Source organism: Mesorhizobium sp. C268A, assembly GCF_040324475.1.
GTDB lineage: Bacteria > Pseudomonadota > Alphaproteobacteria > Rhizobiales > Rhizobiaceae > Mesorhizobium.
Map to the genome: position 1 here is coordinate 2016186 of NZ_JAMYVX010000001.1, position 16187 is coordinate 2032372.

The following is a 16187-nucleotide window of genomic DNA, read 5'->3' on the forward strand; positions in this document are numbered from 1 at the left end:
CGTGCTGCGTCCCGCGCAGAGTCGGCCGCCTACCTGTTGTTGGAGCTCATGCCGAAAGGGCAGCGGACGTCGTGCTGGGCGACCACGCCGCAGCGCCGGTTCCCGTTCGCCATCAAATTAGGCGCTTGCTGTGCCGTGCCGCACCACGGCGACGCTTGGTCGAGACGATCACTCGCATGAGCGAGTGCACAGACAGTTCAGACCGTCTGATGGTCGCCGAACTTGCGGGATGGATGCCGATCGAGGAGTCTGTGGAGTTTCTCGAAGGCTTGGTCGACGGCGAGTCAGAAGCGGTTGAAAAGGCGGCTCTGGTCGCGTTGCGACAGCAACAGGCCGACGCCGAGACCGCAGAGCGCATCGCCGCTTTGCCGGACCAACCGCAACCGCGGCAGTGGGCTTGGCTACATGCCCTAATTCGGCGTGGCGACCCCGCTCACCTCGCAGACCCCAAGCCATCCGCGTTCGATCCATGCTTTGCTTGACCATCTTGGGGAATATTTCCGGGAGGAAGCGAATTCGCTGCTCAAGAAATGATCGAAGGAACTGGCGGACGCGGCCGAAAGGCTCGAGAAAAACTCCCACCGGTAGATCGCACGCATGCACGGCCCCGATACATACCAGGCGAGGTGGGGACTGGCGAAGGACTATCCCGTGGTCGCCCTGAACTATTCGGCCGCCTGATAAGCGCTGCAAAATCGTTAGGTTTGGGAAGGAAGGCTGCTCCGGCCAAGAAAACCTACCTCAACGCGTAAAGCGAAAGCCTGATCTCAATTTTGCGAAGCGCTCGCTGGGACCGGCCGCAACGCGGTCAGGATCAAGAACCTAGCGTGCGACCAAACGACACCAAGCGCTACCCGTTGTCCAGCGTGGAAGATGATTGCCTTCGTGGTTTCTCCGACGCGCCAGCGCCCAGTAAACCTTCCTTTCTGGCCTTGGCAAATGCCCGGTCACCTTCCAGAAATCCGACCAGCATAAAGGGGATCAGTTCAGCCACGGTTTCGGACTCGCCATAGGTCTGACGGTAAAGTGCGGCATAGTCATTAAGTGCTTGGCTCAAGTCGGCGCCAACGGTGATGGTGATCTTCGAAGGTGTCCGGTCCGGAAGTTTTCCGAGTTTCAAATTAGCCATCAAGTCCTCCTGTTCACCCCGTATATGGCCGCAACACGAGGTCCTTGTGCACGACGACGCGCAACGGCCAACCAGGGCGGACAGTGATCGTGGGTTGGACGTTCAGGTTCTTTTCCGTGATCCGTTGGCCGGCTTGACTGACGTTCTGCTGGGCGGATTCACGAATTGCCTTGACCAAGTCGCTTTCATTTTCCCCAAAGCTCAACTCGGTACCAACCCCCAGCAATGTGGCCACCGCGACGCCCTTGATCAGCTGCCAAGTATGGAAATCCACTTTGTCCTCGAGCCCGGCATAGCCGGCCGCGTCGGTCACGGGCAGATTGTCGATTTCGGTAGAGGAGCCGTCCGGCATCACGATGCGTTGCCACACCAACAGAGCGCGCCTTTGCCCAAAGGCTACAACGCTGTCGTAGGTGCCGATCAGCCGTGAGCCCTGCGGGATGAGCAGGATGCTGCCGGTGACGCTGTCGTGCACATTCTCGGTGATCTGGGCGACGACAAGGCCGGGCAGATCGGAATTGATGCCGGTGATCAGGCTTGCAGCGATCACGCTACCGGCCATGATCTGATAGGGCGAAGCCGGCGTCTGCAGTGCATGCGGGTTGTAGATCCCGCCGGTGTTCCGTTGATCGATGAAATCGAGCTTGCGCTGTTGATTGTTCTGGTCGCCCTCGGCCGGCGCGACGGAAGCTCGCTGGCCTTCGGTATCTGGCTGCGGAGACGCCGTCTCGAAAGGCGAACGTCCGCCCTGCCCATTGCCAAAAGCTTCCGTCTGCTGGGGCCGGTTTTCGATGCGGAAGAGGACTTGCGACTCGCGCGCCTCAATCGCTTGTTGTGCAAGCCGCTGCGCCTCGGCGGAAACGTCTTGCCCAGGTGCGATGCCAAGCTGGCGCTGGTGCTCGAGAATAGGACGGCCGAGATCCCCGGGCAGCGGCGGTCCAAGCACCGGAGCCTTCGGCTTGCTCCCGGAATAGTCCTTGGGCAGCGATTCAAGTCCCTCGGCGGTCGGGTTGCGGTCGGTGCTGTAAAGCTCTTCAGCCTGCTGCTTCAGGCGCAGTGCCGGCCCCTGCAGCGCCATCATCGTGACGCCAAAGATGGTGGCGGAGCCAACAGCTGCGATCGCGACGATTATGCCGCGCTTGAAGCGCACGGCCCGGCGCGGTGAGGCCCGCAGCTGCAGCTGTTCGGGATCGAGTTTGGGCGGAACATTGGGGCGGGACGTGTCGGTCATGAGCCTCCCCTCACCTGCCAAACCGCGAAAAGAGCGATATCCGCCGCGGCAGTTGCCGTCCGTCGGTCCTGGTGATGCGCACCACCTGCTGCTGCTTGGCGCCGAGACGGAGTTCAGCCGCGGCAAAGAGGCGCTCGACGATGTAGTAGTTGCCGTGCATCCGATAGTTGACGAGCTGGTTGTCCCCGTCAGCACCGACGATGAAGAGCGGTGGCGCCTCGCCCTGATCGATGCGCTTCGGGAACTCTATGTAGACCTTGCTGCCATCATCGAAGGCGCGCGTCGGTCTCCACGGCGGCTTGTCGCCGGTGATCGAATAGCGGAAGCGGATGTTTTCGAGTGCTACGTTCGAGGCCGCGGGCATTTCAGCCTCTGCCTGAGCGTTGCGCCGCCGAAGCGCCACGAGTTGGTCTTCGCTGTAAATCCAGGAGAGCGCCGCCATGGCAGTTTTCTCAGTGCTTTGAAGCTGCAGGTGATAGGATCGCCTGTCCGTCGTGATGACCAGATTGGTGGCAAGCCCCGGCGCGAATGGCTTCACCAGCACATGAGTGCGCTGGTCATCGCCTGAGCCACTAACGGTGTCACCGATCACCCAACGGACCGTATCGCCGGCTGAGACCGAGGTCAGCTTCTCGCCCCGCTGCAACGAGATATCGGTGACGCGCTCCGGCGCGGCGTAGAGCTGGTAGAGCGCGCCGTCGGCAAAGGGGTAAACCTGCACCGCATTGACATAGCCAAACTTCGTGGGTTGTTGCGTCGCCGCCTTGTTGGCATCGGCGACCTGTTCTTCCGGCGAGCGCTTATCTGGGGCGGGCTTGCCGGGTGCGGGCATCAACTGACCAGGCAACGGTAACGGTTTCGGCACTTCCACGACCTTGACCGGCTTCTCCGGCGCCTTCTCGATCGCGGCTGGTTTGAAGTCCTCGTGGTCATAGGAAATCTGAGGCGGCGGCACTGGCTTCGAGGCACAGGCCGAAAGAACCGCAGCAGACGCCGACAGGATCAAGGCAGCACGAAGCAATGGGGCTCTATTTGTCATTGGCGGGCTCCTTAGGGGAAACGGGGGTTGGCGCGGCGCTGTCGAGCTCGCGCGACCAGTCGATGGCGTTGATGAAGACGCCGAGCGGGTTCTTGCGCAGCTGCTCGGTTGTCCTAGGCGGGCGGATGAGGATGGTGAGGATCCCGATCCAGCGCGTCGTGCTGGCGAGGCTGCCGCGCTCGAACACCTGCTCGGTCCATTTGACCTGGAACGAGCTGTCGGAAGCCCTGACCACGCTGGTCACCTGTACTGACACGCTGCGCGTGCCGATTTGGCCGAAAGGGTCGTTCGCCTTGGCATATTCGTTGAGGAAGAGCGCCGCTCGGTCGGTGGCAAAGTCGTAGGCCGACAGCCAATTCTGCCGCACCAGAACCGCATCGGTGGAAACCGAACGAACATTCTGGATGAAGCGGCTGAGATGCCAGGCGATCTGGGCATCGTCGGGCTGGTAGTTTTGGACTGCCGGCGCGACCGCGTGCGCCTCGCCAAAGCGGTCGACCTCGACGACATAAGGCACGACGCGGCCCTGCATCGACTGCCACAGAAGCCCACCGGAAAGCCCCGTCGTCAGAGCCAGGCAGCCAAAGGCCATGAAGCGCCAGTTCTTGGCCTGCACGCGCGCCGCGCCGATGCGCTCATCCCAGAGTTGGCTGGCCTTCTGGTAGGGTGTTACGGGTTCGGGCGTCTTTCCATAACGCTGAACGGGTCGCTTGAAGAGCATCTAGTCTTCCTTGTCATTGAGGGAGGGATTGGCGCCGCTTCCGCCCCGATCTCCATCGCGCACCGCCTGCGTGGCAGCATTGCGATGGGCGCGTGCGGTCTGTTCGGAACGCAGACGCCTTGCCCAGGCAGGCGCGGCCGCGGGAGCTATAACTGGAGAGCTTCCGCTCATCGAGCTGGTCGGCATGCCGCCGGTCGCGGTCCAGCCGGCATCGCGACCGGCGTCGGCACTACGGCGGAATGGTTCTGCTGCGGATCGCATTCCCCGCATCGCGGCGCCGCTAGCGGCACTCGCAACCCCCTGCAGCCCAGCAGCTACCCCGGACAGCCCGGACTCGGGCGATGTCGCGCGCCCCGTCTGCCAAGCGACGGTGGCAGCGGACCCGATGGCGGCGCCGGCACGGACTGCGGCGAGGCCGCCGCCTGTTGCCATGCGCGCGCCGGCAAACGCAGCGCCTCCGGCAGCGAGCGTTGATCCAGCTGCGGCCGCCGTTGTTCCAAGTGCCGCGCCGGCGCCAAGCTGCGGCGCGCCGGAAACAAGACCCGAGGCAATCCCGGGGCCGAAAATGCCGAGCCCAAGCAGCGCCAGCGCACCCAGTACCTGAGACATGGCCGCCGCCAGGTCCGGCTCCTGGCCCTGCAGGGCGGAAGCGAACTCGCCAAAGAGCGTGGAGCCGATGCCGACGATGACGGCAAGCACCATCACCTTGATGCCCGACGAAATCACATTGCCGAGCACGCGCTCGGCCAGAAACGCCGAGCGGTTCCAGAGCGCGAAGGGCACCAGGACGAAGCCGGCCAGCGTGGTGAGCTTGAACTCGAGGATGGTGATGAAGAGCTGGATGGAAAGAATGAAGAAGGCGATGAGGACCAGGAACCAGGCCAGAAGCAGCACGAAGATGGTGAGCGCGTTACCGAAGATCTCGGGGAAGCCTACTAGCTGGCTCGCTTGATTGAGGAGCGGCCAGGCGCCCTCGAAGCCGGCCGCGGCAATGCGGCCTGGCCGCAGGAGACTGTCGGCGGACAGGTTGCCGGGCGATGCGTTGATGCCGAGACCGGCAAAGGAGCGGTAAATTATGTCGGCGAGGTTCTTGAAATTGTTCAGGACGAAGGCGAAGGCGCCGACATAGAGCACTTTGCGAACAAGCCGGCCAAGAATGTTGGGCTCGCCGCCGAACGCCCAGACCAAGCCCGCGAGCGTGATGTCAATGCCGATCAGAATGGTGGTGAGAAAGGCGACGTCGCCCGAAAGCAGACCGAACCCACTGTCAATGTAGCGGGTAAAGGTCTCCATGAAGCGATCGATGACTCCGAGGTCGTTCATGTCGCCGCCTTCGTCGTTGTCTTGAAGAACTGCCGCTCAGTTGCCGGGATAAGCCGTGCCGGTGCCCAGGAAACGCTTCGTCGTCTCGCGAGCGGCTTCCTCAGACTGCGCCTTGCGCGCCGCATCCTCGGCCTCGGCCCGGAACTGGGTCGCAAGCAGCGTCTGGATCTGCATCTGCTGCTTGGTCGAAAGCGCGATCAGCTGATTCGTAGCCTGGCTTGCCTCGAGGGCACCTGCCGCGCCCTGACTGCGATTGACGAGATCGGTAAGCAGGTCGCCATCGGCCTGCACGTTCTCGACGATCTGCGACTGCGCGCTCATGGTCTGGCGGAACGCCTGCATGGCGCTCTGCCAGCGCTCGCGCGCGGCGCTCGCCACATCGCTGACCTTGATGGTGGCGTCGTAGCTTTCCGGATATTGCTGGCGCCACTGGTCCTGCAGCTTGTCGAGATCGAAGCTCAGGCCGCTCGCCTGGGTCATCAGACCGTCAATCCGTTGGAGCGAGCCGGTAAGCTGGCCCACGGAAGAGAAATCCAGGCGCTGAAGGTTGCGCGCCATGTTCTGCAGCATGGTCGCCTGGTTCTGAAGCGACTGGATTTGGTTGTTGATCTGCTCCAATGCGCGTGCTGCCGACAGCACATTCTGCGTATAGTTGGACGGGTCAAACACGATGAGCGCATAGGCCGGCTGGACGTAGTCAGCCATCGGTTTGGCGATCAGGGAAACGGTGACCAGGCTAGTAAAAAGGCGGCGTCCGATCATGACGATTGCTCCTTGTTAGGTTGAGGAAATTGCTGGAGAAGCTCGGCAGCCCAATCCAGGCCGCGCGCACTGAAGAAACGGGCGGCAAAGCTGCCCTGCCCTTCTTCGGAAAGAATATTGTCGATCAGGGTCTGCGCGGCCGGGTCGGAGGCGCCGCAAAGCGCGAGAGCGATCGGGCCTAGCCCGAGCTCGAAGAGGCGATTGCCGCGGCGCGACTGCAGATAGTAGTGGCGCTTCGGCGTGGCGCGGGCGACCAATTCGATCTGTCGCTCATTAAGACCGAAGCGCTCATAGGCTGCCCGTGCCTGCGGCTCCACCGCACGATCATTGGGGAGAAAAATGCGCTGCGGGCAGCTCTCGATGATTGCGGGTGCGATAGAAGAGCCGGCGATGTCGGCAAGCGACTGCGTCGCGAAGATCACGGAGACGTTTTTCTTACGCAGCACCTTAAGCCATTCGCGGATCCGGGCGGCAAAGAGCGGGTTGTCGAGATAGACCCAGGCCTCGTCGAGCATGAGCAGCGTCGGCCGCCCGTCAAACCGGTCCTCAAGACGATGGAGCAGATAGGTGAGCACAGGCAGCACAGCGCCTTGGCTGTGCATCAGCTCCTGGGTCTCGAAACACTGCACATCCGAGATGGCCAGCCGGTCGTCATCGGCATCGAGCAGGCGGCCGAATGGACCGTCGAGCGTGTAGGGCATCAACGCCGATTTGAGCGCATTGGACTGAAGCAGGACCGACAGGCCAGTCAGCGTGCGTTCCTGCGCCGGCGCGGTGGCGAGGCTGGTGAGCGCCGACCAGATTGCCTCCTTCACCTCCGGGGTGACGGTGACATTCTCGTGGGCTATGAGGCCGGCGATCCATTCGGCCGCCCAACTCTGTGTGGCCGGGTCGTCGATGTGGCGCAGCGGCTGGAAACCAAGCGCACCATTCGCACCCAACGCATGGTGGTCGCCGCCCATGGCAAGCGCGGCGGCGCGGGCCGAATTGCCTTTGTCGAAGACATAGATTTGTGCGCCAGCGTAGCGCCGGAACTGCAAAGCGATCAGGGCAAGCAGAACCGACTTGCCGGCACCGGTCGGCCCGACAATCAGCATGTGGCCGACATCGCCGATATGGGTCGAAAGCCGAAACGGCGTCGAGCCGCTGGTTTCGGCGAAAAGAAGCGGCGGAGCGTAATCGCCGGTGACCTCGGCAAGGTGCTCGTTCTCCGCTGGACCTGCCCACACGGACGACAGCGGCACGAGATGGGCAAGGTTAAGCGTGTGAACGAGCGGCTGGCGAACGTTGGCGTAGACATGACCCGGCAATGAACCAAGCCACGCTTCGACGGCATTGATGCTTTCGCGAATGGTGGTGAAGCCGAGCCCGTTGACGATCCGCTCGACGGCGCGAAGCTTTTCCGCGGCGGCTTTACGGTTCTGATCCCACACCGTCACCGTTGTGGTGAGATAGCCGAAGCCGACATGATCGCCGCCCAATGCCTGCAGTGCTGCATCGGCATCGAGCGCCTTGTTGTCGGCGTCGCTGTCGACGAGAGGCACCGGTTCGTTGGTCACCACCTCGCGCAGAATAGCCGCGATCGATTTGCGCTTGGCAAACCACTGCCGCCGGAGCCGAGTCAGCGTCTTCGTGGCTTCCGCCTTGTCGAGTGGAATGAAGCGCGTCACCCAGCGATAGGCGAAATCCTGGTTATTGAGCGCATCAAGGATTCCTGGCCGGGTGACGTTCGGAAAACCGAGGATTGTGAGCGTGCGCAGATGCTGGTCACCCAGCATCGGCTCTAGGCCGCCGGTCAGCGGCGCGTCAACCAGGACGCCGTCGAGATACATTGGCGTTTCCGGCACGGCGACCGGATGACGGCGTGTCGAGATCGTGCCGTGCAGGTACGTCAGGGTCTCGGCATCGTCGAGCGCGCGCACCTCGGGCACGAAGCCCGAAAGAAGATCGAGAACACGGTCAGTCTCGTCTCGGAACCGGGCAAGCTCCTGGCGCCAGTCTCTTTCCCCTCCCAAGTCATGCGAGTCGACGAGAGCACTTTCCGCGCGCGCTTGGCCATCGGGCCCAGGCATGAAGACCAAGGTCAGATGATAGATGCTCTCGAAATGCGCGACCTTGCCCTCGAAGGCCGCGCGCCGTTCCTCATCGATCAGCCATGAGGCAGCATCGGGAAGCGCCGAGCTCGGATAGCCCAGCGCTTCGCTGCGCTCGGCCTCGAAGAATAATGCCCAGCCGGAGCCGAGCCTTCTCAGCGCATTGTTTGCCCGCGCGCATATGCCGATAAGTTCGGCCTCCGTCGCGCTTTCAAGGTCGGGGCCACGAAACCGCAATGTCCGCTGGGAGCTGCCATCCTTGTTGAGCACGATGCCGGGCGCGACGAGTGCTGCCCACGGCAGATGGTCGGCAAGCCGGTCGGCTTTGCCGCGGTATTCGGAAAGCTTCAGCATGCAAGCCAGCCCTTTTGACGAAGATGACGGACAAGCACGCTGGCAAAATCCGGATCACGCCGTGCGGCAAAGACCGCGAGCGTGTGGCCGGCGATCCAGAGGATCAGACCGGCAATCCACTGCTGCAGGCCTAGGCCGATGGCCGCGGCCACCGTGCCATTGAGGATCGCCACCGCCCGCGGCGCGCCGCCGAGCAGGATCGGCTCGGTGAGCGCCCGATGGACCAGAACCTCGAAGCCTTCGATATGCTGCTCTCCGGTGCTCATCAGACGACTGCCCCGCCGCCAAAGGAGAAGAAGGAAAGAAAGAAGCTCGAGGCCGCGAAGGCGATCGACAGCCCGAAGACGATCTGGATCAGCCGGCGGAAACCGCCCGCCGTGTCGCCGAAGGCAAGGGTCAGGCCGGTGGTGATGATGATGATCACCGCGATGATCTTGGCGACCGGCCCCTGCACCGATTCCAGAATCTGCTGAAGCGGCTGTTCCCACGGCATGCCGGAGCCGGCAGCGTGGGCCTGGGCCGTGAGAAGAAGCGCGACGGCGGCGAACGAAAGAAAGCGAAGCTTCTTGCGCATGAGGTGACCTTTCAGAGCTGCTGGAGTTGCGGAAGTGTGAGCGGGGTGACGGCGTAATCGCCGCTGCCGTCGAGACCCGTGACCTCGGCGATCGCGTCAACGCGGCGCGCGGGTCCTCTTCCGGCAATAAAGATGACCAAGTCGACGGCATCGGCGATCAGCCGGCGGGGAACGGTGACAACGGCTTCCTGGGCGAGCTGCTCAATACGATAGAGTGCGGAGCGTGCCGAATTGGCGTGAACCGTGGCAATGCCGCCGGGATGTCCGGTGTTCCATGCCTTCAGCATGTCGAGGGCTTCCGCGCCCCGCACTTCGCCGACGATGATGCGGTCGGGTCTAAGTCGCAGCGTCGAGCGCACGAGATCACCAAGCGTGACCGACCCCCGCCTCGTCCTCAAGGCAACACAGTCCTCGGCTGCGCATTGCAGCTCGCGGGTGTCCTCAATCAGGATCACCCGCTCATCGCATTCGGCGACTTCTGCCAACAGCGCATTCGCAAGCGTGGTCTTGCCCGACGACGTGCCGCCGGCGACCAGGATGTTGCGCCGCTCACGCACTGCCTTCCTCAGGGCATCAGCCTGCAGCGGGAGGATGATGCGATCGGCGACATAGTTGGCCAGCGTGTAGAGTTTTGCTGCCGGCTTGCGGATGGCAAAGCATGGCGCCAGCACGACCGGCGGTAGCAGACCCTCGAAGCGCTCGCCTGATGGCAATTCGGCACTGACAATCGGACTATCTGCATGCGCCTCGGCGCGTACATGGGAGGCGACGAGCCGGATGATGCGTTCCGCCTCGGAAGGATGCATATGCACGCCTGTATCGACCCGGCCTTCTCCCAACCGGTCGAGCCTCAGCGCGCCGTCGGGATTGACCATCACCTCGATGACGGTCGAATCGGAAAGGGCCTCGGTGATCGCGGCGCCCATGGCTGTGCGCAGCATGGCTCGGCGGCGGTGGTCGGCTGCGGGATGAGAGCTCATCCTTCGCCTCCATTGCCATTGCCGTTGCCAAGCGAGCGCTTCCCGGAGGCGATCTGGCGACCGACCTGCTCGACGAATTTGTCAAAGCGCTCTTGGGCAATCGCCTGTGTCGCCCGATCCGGGACCGGCGTGTGGGAATGAAGCGTAATCGAAAACCGTATGAAGAGTGCGAGGCTCTCCAGGATCACCTCGACATCGGTTCGGATATGGTCGAGGTCGCGGGAAAGACGGTCGAGCCGCCTGCCATAACGATTGTCGAGTTCGTTCTCGCCACGCCGCTCGATGAAGGCCTCGACCGCTTTCGCGACGATCGCCGATTTTGTGGTCGACGGGTTGCGGCTGAGCGTTTCCAGCTTCTCGCTCAATTCGGGTTCGAGCAGAAACTGGTGGCGAATGCGATGGGGCTTCATGGGGCTCGTTCCGACTGGCCGGCGCTGATGCGCCGGCGGTGCGAACGAACATCGCCGATATCTGAAAAATCGCTTATGGGCGTTATCTACGCTGAGATACGCCTGAGCTGCGAAAGCGCTTAGAAGCCGGGGATGATGTCCTTGTCGTCGCCCCTTCCCTCGTTGATACCGTAGGCGCTGGCTGCGGTGGAAACCCGGTCCATGACGCGCTTGTCTGCGAGTGCCTCGGCGTCATCGTCCGCCAGATTGAAGAGGTCGTCTTGATCAGGCTCCTGAGAGACGACGACGTGTTCTTCAGGCAGGCCTGGATGACGCTGCTGTTGCACGCCGCCCTCTTCTTCGATTGCCTCGCCGGCGTTTTCGTCATCGGCAGCGAGACGGCGGTCAACACTGCGGACTAGTCCGCTCCAATCGTCGGGGCGCGACGCAGGACAGTCAGCGTACAGACCGTCGCGCAACACCGGCGCCGGCAGCACCCGTTCGGTGAAATTCGGATCCTGATAATAACGCAACTTCTGGGCGCGGATCGGCGGCAACCCCGAAACAAGGATTAATTCGTCAGCTTGCGGCAACTGCAGCACCTCGCCAGGCGTCAGCAGCGGGCGAGCGGTCTCCTGGCGACTGACCATGACGTGCGAGAGCCAGGGCGCCAGCCGGTGGCCGGCGTAGTTGCGCATGGACCTGAGTTCCGTCGCCGTACCGAGCGCATCCGAGATGCGTTTGGCCGTGCGCTCGTCGTTGGAGGAAAAGGCAATGCGCACATGGCAATTGTCGAGAATGGCGTTGTTCTCGCCATAGGCTTTGGAGATCTGGTTCAAGGATTGCGCGATCAGATAGGCGCGGATGCCGTAACCCGCCATGAAGGCGAGCGCGGTCTCGAAGAAGTCGAGGCGGCCAAGAGCCGGAAATTCGTCCAGCATCATGAGCAGTTGGTACTTGCGGCTCTTCTTCGGGTCACCTTCCAGCCGCTCCGTCAGTCGCCTGCCGATCTGATTGAGCACCAGTCGCACCAGTGGCTTGGTGCGCGAGATATCCGATGGCGGCACCACTAGATAGAGCGACATCGGTCGTTCCGCATCCATGAGGTCGGCAATGCGCCAGTCGCAGGCCGATGTTGCCGCGGCCACGGTCGGATCACGATAGAGACCGAGAAACGACATGGCGGTCGAGAGAACGCCTGAGCGCTCGTTCTCTGATTTGTTAAGCACCTCGCGAGCCGCCGAGGCCACGACGGGATGGACCCGAGGTTTGTCCGCCGTGCCGAGGTGGTTGGTGGTCATCATCCGCAGCAGTGTCGTGGCAGACGAGCGTTGCGGATCCGACAGGAAAGTGGCGACGCGGGCGAGCGTCTTTTCTTCTTCCGCGTAGAGCACGTGCAAGATGGCCCCGACCAAGAGTGAATGACTAGTCTTCTCCCAATGATTCCGCCGCTCCAGCGCGCCTTCCGGATCGACGAGAATGTCCGCGATGTTCTGAACGTCGCGGACCTCATCTGAACCCCTGCGCACTTCCAGCAGCGGGTTATAGCGCGCCGATCTCGAGTCGGTCGGATTGAACAGGAGGCAGAAAGAGAACTTCGACCGCCAGCCGGAAGTCAGCTGCCAGTTCTCGCCTTTGATGTCGTGAATGACGGCCGAGCCGGTCCAGGAAAGAAGCGTTGGAACGACCAATCCCACGCCCTTGCCCGAACGTGTCGGCGCAAAGGCCATGACATGTTCCGGCCCGTCATGTCGCAGATAGTGATCCTTCAGTTTGCCAAGGAAAACGCCGGCCGGCTCAAACAGGCCTGCCTTCTCGATTTCCCGAGCCGCGGCCCATCGTGAGGAACCGTAGGTGGTGACCAACCCCCTCTGCCGCGCGCGCCAGAGGGAGCCAGCTATTGCGGCCGCACACCCCAAGAATCCGCTGGCTCCGGCAAGCATGCCGGCCTTGTCGAAGACCTCAGGCGCATAGGCGTCGAAGTGAAACCACCATTCGAACAGTTTCCACGGCTTGTAGATCGGCCGGGCCGCCGCGGCAAACCATGGCGCGCCAAGCTGCGGCTGATAGTCCAGCATGTGGGCGCACCATTGCGTTGCCGCCCATACGCCAACGATGACGATGGCGAACACAACTACGATCTGGCCGACAAGGAGCTTCGTCGGTGTCACGGGCACAGCCTCCACTGTTTGGTAGTAGATGGAAGCAGCATGACGTGACGTTTCAGAATATCGAAGATACCCAATATACGCGCCCGTGCGATGCAGTGAACGTTGCAGGCTTGGAAGACTGGGGCGCCAAGAAGTGTCATCGCGAAGGGCGACGAGCGAGGTAGTGTGCTGAGAGTTCTGCAAATTCGCTGAGAGGGGGCGGTCATGGCAGGCTGGTGATTGTTCACGTCACTGATTCCCGCGAAGGAACGCCGCCATGACCAAGACTGAAGTTAAGACCGCCAGCGCTGCCGTCAAAGACATTTTGCTTTCGAACCCGGATGGATTGCACGAAGTGCTCCGTGCGGTGATGCAGGAGGTGCTTGAGGCCGAGATGGACGAGGCGCTGGGTGCCTCGAAGAGCGAGCGCACGCCCGAACGGCTTGGCTATCGCTCGGGCTATTACGGCCGTACCCTTGTGACGCGGGTCGGCAAGCTCGAGCTGCGGGTTCCGCAGGACCGGGCCGGGCGCTTCTCCACCGAGCTGTTCGAGCGCTACCAGCGTTCCGAGCGGGCCTTGGTGGCGACACTGGCGGAGATGTATGTCCAGGGCGTGTCGACCCGCAAGGTGAAGGCGATCACGGAAGAACTGTGCGGCCATGCCTTCTCGGCCTCGACGATCTCGGCCATCAACAAGCGGCTGGACGAGAGCCTCGCTGCCTTTGCCAGGCGCCCCCTTCAAGAGCCGTTTCCTTACCTCATCCTCGATGCGCGCTACGAGAAGGTGCGTGAAGCCGGTGTTGTCATGAGCCAGGCGGTGCTGATCGCGGTCGGTATCGACTGGGACGGAAGGCGCCAGATCCTGGCCGTGGAGATGGCCAATCGCGAGAGCCGCTCGGCCTGGAGGGATCGTCGGCCTCAAGGCGCGCGGCCTCAAGGGCGTCGAGTTGGTTGTGTCTGACGATCACGCCGGCCTGGTGGCAGCGATCGGCGAGGTGATCCCCGAAGCCGCCTGGCAACGCTGCTACGTGCACTTCCTCAGGAACGCGCTCGATTATCTGCCGAGGAAGCACGGCGACGACTGCCTGCAGGAATTGCGCTGGCTCTACGACCGGCGCGATCTCGCAGAGGCCAGGGCTGATCTTGCCGCATGGCTTGCCAAATGGTCGGCACGCTATCCGCGCCTGACAGGCTGGGCCGAGGATGCCATCGAACAAACCCTGACCTTCTTCAGGCTGCCGAGACAGCACCACAAGCATCTCAAGTCCACCAACATGCTGGAGCGGCTCAACGAGGAAATCCGCCGGCGCACCTATGTCGTGCGCATCTTCCCAATACCGAAAGCTGCCTGCGCCTGGTCAGGGCCTTGGCCGTCGAGACCAACGAAAACTGGATGGAGGCCAACCTATACATCAACATGGACGACCTGCGCGAGCACAAGAAGCTCGCTCTGCGCCAAGCCGCATGACCAGCATCATGGCCGCCCCATTTTGCAGAACTTGACGCACACAACCACGAGCGAATGACTTGTATGGGGCCGACAGCGGACTGACAGCTATCGGGCGAAGTAGGCAGAAAGCTGTCAGTCGAAGCAAAAAAGACCGATCCGACTTGGCCGTCGGGTCCGGAACGTATGTCGCGACGTGAGCCAGTGCGCAGAGGATGACTGGCGGCGGTCTGAACGAAAGGGGTGGTTTGGTGGTCTCACGACGGGTCACGAAGGTGGTCAGGCGTCGGCTGGCAAGATTTAAGACAATAATTCGACGAAGTAATCGATGGGCGGGGCGTGCTCACCGATGCGCGGAGCATGATATTTCTAAACACCTAGCTCGCCGCCCATTTCCTCAGTTCGTGGATCGCGGTTGCGATTTGCCGGCCTTCGCTCGGTCCACCCTTGTGGATGACGCCGACGACCTTCCCGCCGGCATCTAATACCGGGCCTCCTGACATGCCCTGACTGAGTTCTTGCGAGACCTCGACTCGATCGATCGCGTTCTTCCGAGGCAGAGACGTAACCTTTCCATTTCGAATGTTGAGACGGTCACCGGGTCCATATCCAGGATAACCATAGGCAGTGACGTCATCACCAACGCCTGCCGCGACCGTCGCCGCTTCCATCTCGAAGAACTCATTCGAATTTATCGCATGGTCGAGGATCGCTAAATCGTGATGTTTGCATCGCTTGCGGACCGAGACTCTCGTTTGGTTCGACGGCGTGCTCGGATGATAGACGAGTAGATCTTCTGGATCCTCCACGCAATGAGCAGCCGTGACGAGCCCAACACCACTCAGAAAAAAGGCGGTACCCTGCTCCCCTGCATTCCCGGAATGCTCGACGATCCAAACCGACCGTTCCCGCCGCTCACTGTCGGTCGGTGTGACCTTCATAAGGTGATCTGCGAAGCTCCGGTTGTAGCGCAAAGCCAACGAGCGAACGACTGGGTCCGCCAGCCCCTTCAAATGGACAACGTATGCGATCTTTCCGCGAATGTGAGAGCCGATATCACCTTTGCCGCCTTTAGCAGAATGTCTTGCTTGCGAGGCTTTGAGCCCATGTTTCTCTATCGAGTTAAGCTTTGCTCGGATGTCGCGGACGTAACGGCGATCAACATTCAGCCCAGAATTGATCTTCACGCCGGTCACGATACGCCGTGAGTTTCGGTCGGCGTAGTGGACCTTATGCGAATTGACGGTGAAGCCGTTGCCCTGGATGGCTGCACGCAAGGCGGCCGAGAGCAAGTCTGGGGAGAATTTTCCGACCGCCGGCGGCCCGGCGTCGAAAAGCGGAGCCGGAGGCTGATAACCTGAGAAAGTGATGTCGTCCGCATACCGGGTGTAGATCGCTCTCGCGCTCTTTGCGATGCGGAGAAGCTCCGTATCGAGGCGATAGCAGATCATGTTCGACAGCACTGGGCTCGTTGGTGCACCTTGGGGAAGATGGCCGTCATAGCAAGCAAGTCTCGCCACGATCTCAGCAACCCGACGATCAAGGCCGACGGACGTCAGCAGGCCAACGATCCGGTTCTCGGTGATCGTCGGGAAGAACTCCTGAAGGTCAAGGTTCAGTACGAAGCGTCGCGCTCCATGAGCCTCAGCATTTGTTTTGACGGATCGATCGATCACGAAGCCGTGGACTGGGTTTCGAACCCGATAAATCTGATCCAGCAAGGGCGCGAGCTTACGCTGCAGAATCTTGAGTCGACGGTCCGGCGCGCAGATCAGACGTGTCTTTCCACGCCCTTTCGCGATCGAGAACTGTCTATACATCTTGCGGCGATACCACCATATCTTCTTCAACTCGGGAGGGCTGATTCCGAGATGGGCCAGTAGCGTCGCCTCATCGCTGAACTCGGCAGGGATATCGATAGGATAGAGCTTGCCGAAAATTCTAGCAGCCGACGGCACGGGGCCCCCCTTCCAATCACGCCGCTCACCATAGGTA

The 16187-nt window shown here is 61.9% G+C and carries 15 protein-coding genes and 1 pseudogene; 3 read left to right on the forward strand and 13 right to left on the reverse strand.

The annotated features are described in order from the left end of the window. Positions 1-176 precede the first annotated feature (176 nt). Together NKL06_RS09840 and NKL06_RS09845 are read left to right on the forward strand one after the other, a co-directional pair. A complete protein-coding gene (locus NKL06_RS09840) occupies positions 177-482 on the forward strand; it encodes a hypothetical protein (protein ID WP_155922416.1) in 306 nt (101 codons plus the stop codon). A gap of 115 nt (positions 483-597) precedes the next feature. Continuing rightward, positions 598-681, forward strand: coding sequence for a MucR family transcriptional regulator (locus NKL06_RS09845; RefSeq protein ID WP_081731033.1), 84 nt, complete (start codon positions 598-600; stop codon positions 679-681). 169 nt (positions 682-850) lie between these two features. On the opposite strand, the gene NKL06_RS09850 is transcribed toward NKL06_RS09845, so the two are convergent. The 12 genes from NKL06_RS09850 to NKL06_RS09905 all read right to left on the reverse strand — a co-directional run bounded on the left by NKL06_RS09850 (position 851) and on the right by NKL06_RS09905 (position 12766). After that, the gene (locus NKL06_RS09850; RefSeq protein WP_023692449.1) at positions 851-1129 is read right to left on the reverse strand and encodes a DUF2274 domain-containing protein; all 279 of its coding nucleotides are present in this window, start codon (positions 1127-1129) and stop codon (positions 851-853) included. 13 nt (positions 1130-1142) lie between these two features. Then, positions 1143-2360, reverse strand: coding sequence for a TraB/TrbI/VirB10 family type IV secretion system protein (locus NKL06_RS09855; RefSeq protein ID WP_023692450.1), 1218 nt, complete (start codon positions 2358-2360; stop codon positions 1143-1145). Positions 2361-2370: 10 nt separating this feature from the next. Continuing rightward, positions 2371-3399, reverse strand: a complete 1029-nt coding sequence (gene trbG, locus NKL06_RS09860) for a P-type conjugative transfer protein TrbG (protein WP_031210500.1) — start codon at positions 3397-3399, stop codon at positions 2371-2373. Then, positions 3389-4120 carry a conjugal transfer protein TrbF gene (gene trbF / locus NKL06_RS09865; RefSeq protein ID WP_023692452.1) on the reverse strand — a complete coding sequence of 244 codons (732 nt, stop codon included), beginning with the start codon at positions 4118-4120 and terminating at the stop codon, positions 3389-3391. Before trbF ends, trbG begins: the two co-directional genes overlap by 11 nt. Next, positions 4121-5443 (reverse strand): P-type conjugative transfer protein TrbL, encoded by a 1323-nt coding sequence (gene trbL / locus NKL06_RS09870; RefSeq protein WP_023692453.1) that lies wholly within the window; start codon positions 5441-5443, stop codon positions 4121-4123. It lies immediately after the preceding gene. 36 nt (positions 5444-5479) lie between these two features. Beyond that, the gene (gene trbJ, locus NKL06_RS09875; protein WP_023669263.1) at positions 5480-6205 is read right to left on the reverse strand and encodes a P-type conjugative transfer protein TrbJ; all 726 of its coding nucleotides are present in this window, start codon (positions 6203-6205) and stop codon (positions 5480-5482) included. Beyond that, positions 6202-8652, reverse strand: a complete 2451-nt coding sequence (gene trbE / locus NKL06_RS09880; protein ID WP_023692454.1) for a conjugal transfer protein TrbE — start codon at positions 8650-8652, stop codon at positions 6202-6204. The genes trbJ and trbE overlap by 4 nt, the downstream gene beginning before the upstream one ends. After that, positions 8646-8918 carry a VirB3 family type IV secretion system protein gene (locus NKL06_RS09885; protein WP_023689361.1) on the reverse strand — a complete coding sequence of 91 codons (273 nt, stop codon included), beginning with the start codon at positions 8916-8918 and terminating at the stop codon, positions 8646-8648. The genes trbE and NKL06_RS09885 overlap by 7 nt, the downstream gene beginning before the upstream one ends. Continuing rightward, entirely contained in the window at positions 8918-9226 is a 309-nt protein-coding gene (locus NKL06_RS09890) for a TrbC/VirB2 family type IV secretion system protein (protein ID WP_023689362.1), read from the reverse strand. The genes NKL06_RS09885 and NKL06_RS09890 overlap by 1 nt, the downstream gene beginning before the upstream one ends. Positions 9227-9237: 11 nt before the next feature. Then, a complete protein-coding gene (gene trbB / locus NKL06_RS09895; RefSeq protein ID WP_023692455.1) occupies positions 9238-10206 on the reverse strand; it encodes a P-type conjugative transfer ATPase TrbB in 969 nt (322 codons plus the stop codon). Continuing rightward, positions 10203-10616, reverse strand: a complete 414-nt coding sequence (locus tag NKL06_RS09900) for a CopG family transcriptional regulator (RefSeq protein WP_023692456.1) — start codon at positions 10614-10616, stop codon at positions 10203-10205. The genes trbB and NKL06_RS09900 overlap by 4 nt, the downstream gene beginning before the upstream one ends. A 119-nt stretch (positions 10617-10735) precedes the next feature. Beyond that, entirely contained in the window at positions 10736-12766 is a 2031-nt protein-coding gene (locus tag NKL06_RS09905) for a conjugal transfer protein TraG (RefSeq protein WP_023692457.1), read from the reverse strand. 256 nt (positions 12767-13022) lie between these two features. Between NKL06_RS09905 and NKL06_RS09910 the strand changes: the two are divergent. Beyond that, positions 13023-14213 (forward strand): annotated as a pseudogene (locus NKL06_RS09910) (IS256 family transposase). Between the two features lie 356 nt (positions 14214-14569). On the opposite strand, the gene NKL06_RS09915 reads toward NKL06_RS09910, so the two are convergent. Then, positions 14570-16150: a trypsin-like peptidase domain-containing protein gene (locus NKL06_RS09915; RefSeq protein WP_023692458.1), complete on the reverse strand. Its 1581-nt coding sequence runs from the start codon at positions 16148-16150 to the stop codon at positions 14570-14572. Between the last annotated feature and the right edge of the window lie 37 nt (positions 16151-16187).

Bases quoted from the DNA above. Each gene is read 5' to 3' on its own strand.
- NKL06_RS09845 (WP_081731033.1), top strand. From the start codon at position 598: ATGCACGGCCCCGATACATACCAGGCGAGGTGGGGACTGGCGAAGGAC.
- trbE (WP_023692454.1), bottom strand. From the start codon at position 8,652: ATGCTGAAGCTTTCCGAATACCGCGGCAAAGCCGACCGGCTTGCCGAC.
- NKL06_RS09855 (WP_023692450.1), bottom strand. From the start codon at position 2,360: ATGACCGACACGTCCCGCCCCAATGTTCCGCCCAAACTCGATCCCGAA.
- NKL06_RS09900 (WP_023692456.1), bottom strand. From the start codon at position 10,616: ATGAAGCCCCATCGCATTCGCCACCAGTTTCTGCTCGAACCCGAATTG.
- trbJ (WP_023669263.1), bottom strand. From the start codon at position 6,205: ATGATCGGACGCCGCCTTTTTACTAGCCTGGTCACCGTTTCCCTGATC.
- NKL06_RS09850 (WP_023692449.1), bottom strand. From the start codon at position 1,129: ATGGCTAATTTGAAACTCGGAAAACTTCCGGACCGGACACCTTCGAAG.
- NKL06_RS09840 (WP_155922416.1), top strand. From the start codon at position 177: ATGAGCGAGTGCACAGACAGTTCAGACCGTCTGATGGTCGCCGAACTT.
- NKL06_RS09885 (WP_023689361.1), bottom strand. From the start codon at position 8,918: ATGAGCACCGGAGAGCAGCATATCGAAGGCTTCGAGGTTCTGGTCCAT.
- NKL06_RS09890 (WP_023689362.1), bottom strand. From the start codon at position 9,226: ATGCGCAAGAAGCTTCGCTTTCTTTCGTTCGCCGCCGTCGCGCTTCTT.
- trbG (WP_031210500.1), bottom strand. From the start codon at position 3,399: ATGACAAATAGAGCCCCATTGCTTCGTGCTGCCTTGATCCTGTCGGCG.
- trbF (WP_023692452.1), bottom strand. From the start codon at position 4,120: ATGCTCTTCAAGCGACCCGTTCAGCGTTATGGAAAGACGCCCGAACCC.
- trbB (WP_023692455.1), bottom strand. From the start codon at position 10,206: ATGAGCTCTCATCCCGCAGCCGACCACCGCCGCCGAGCCATGCTGCGC.
- trbL (WP_023692453.1), bottom strand. From the start codon at position 5,443: ATGAACGACCTCGGAGTCATCGATCGCTTCATGGAGACCTTTACCCGC.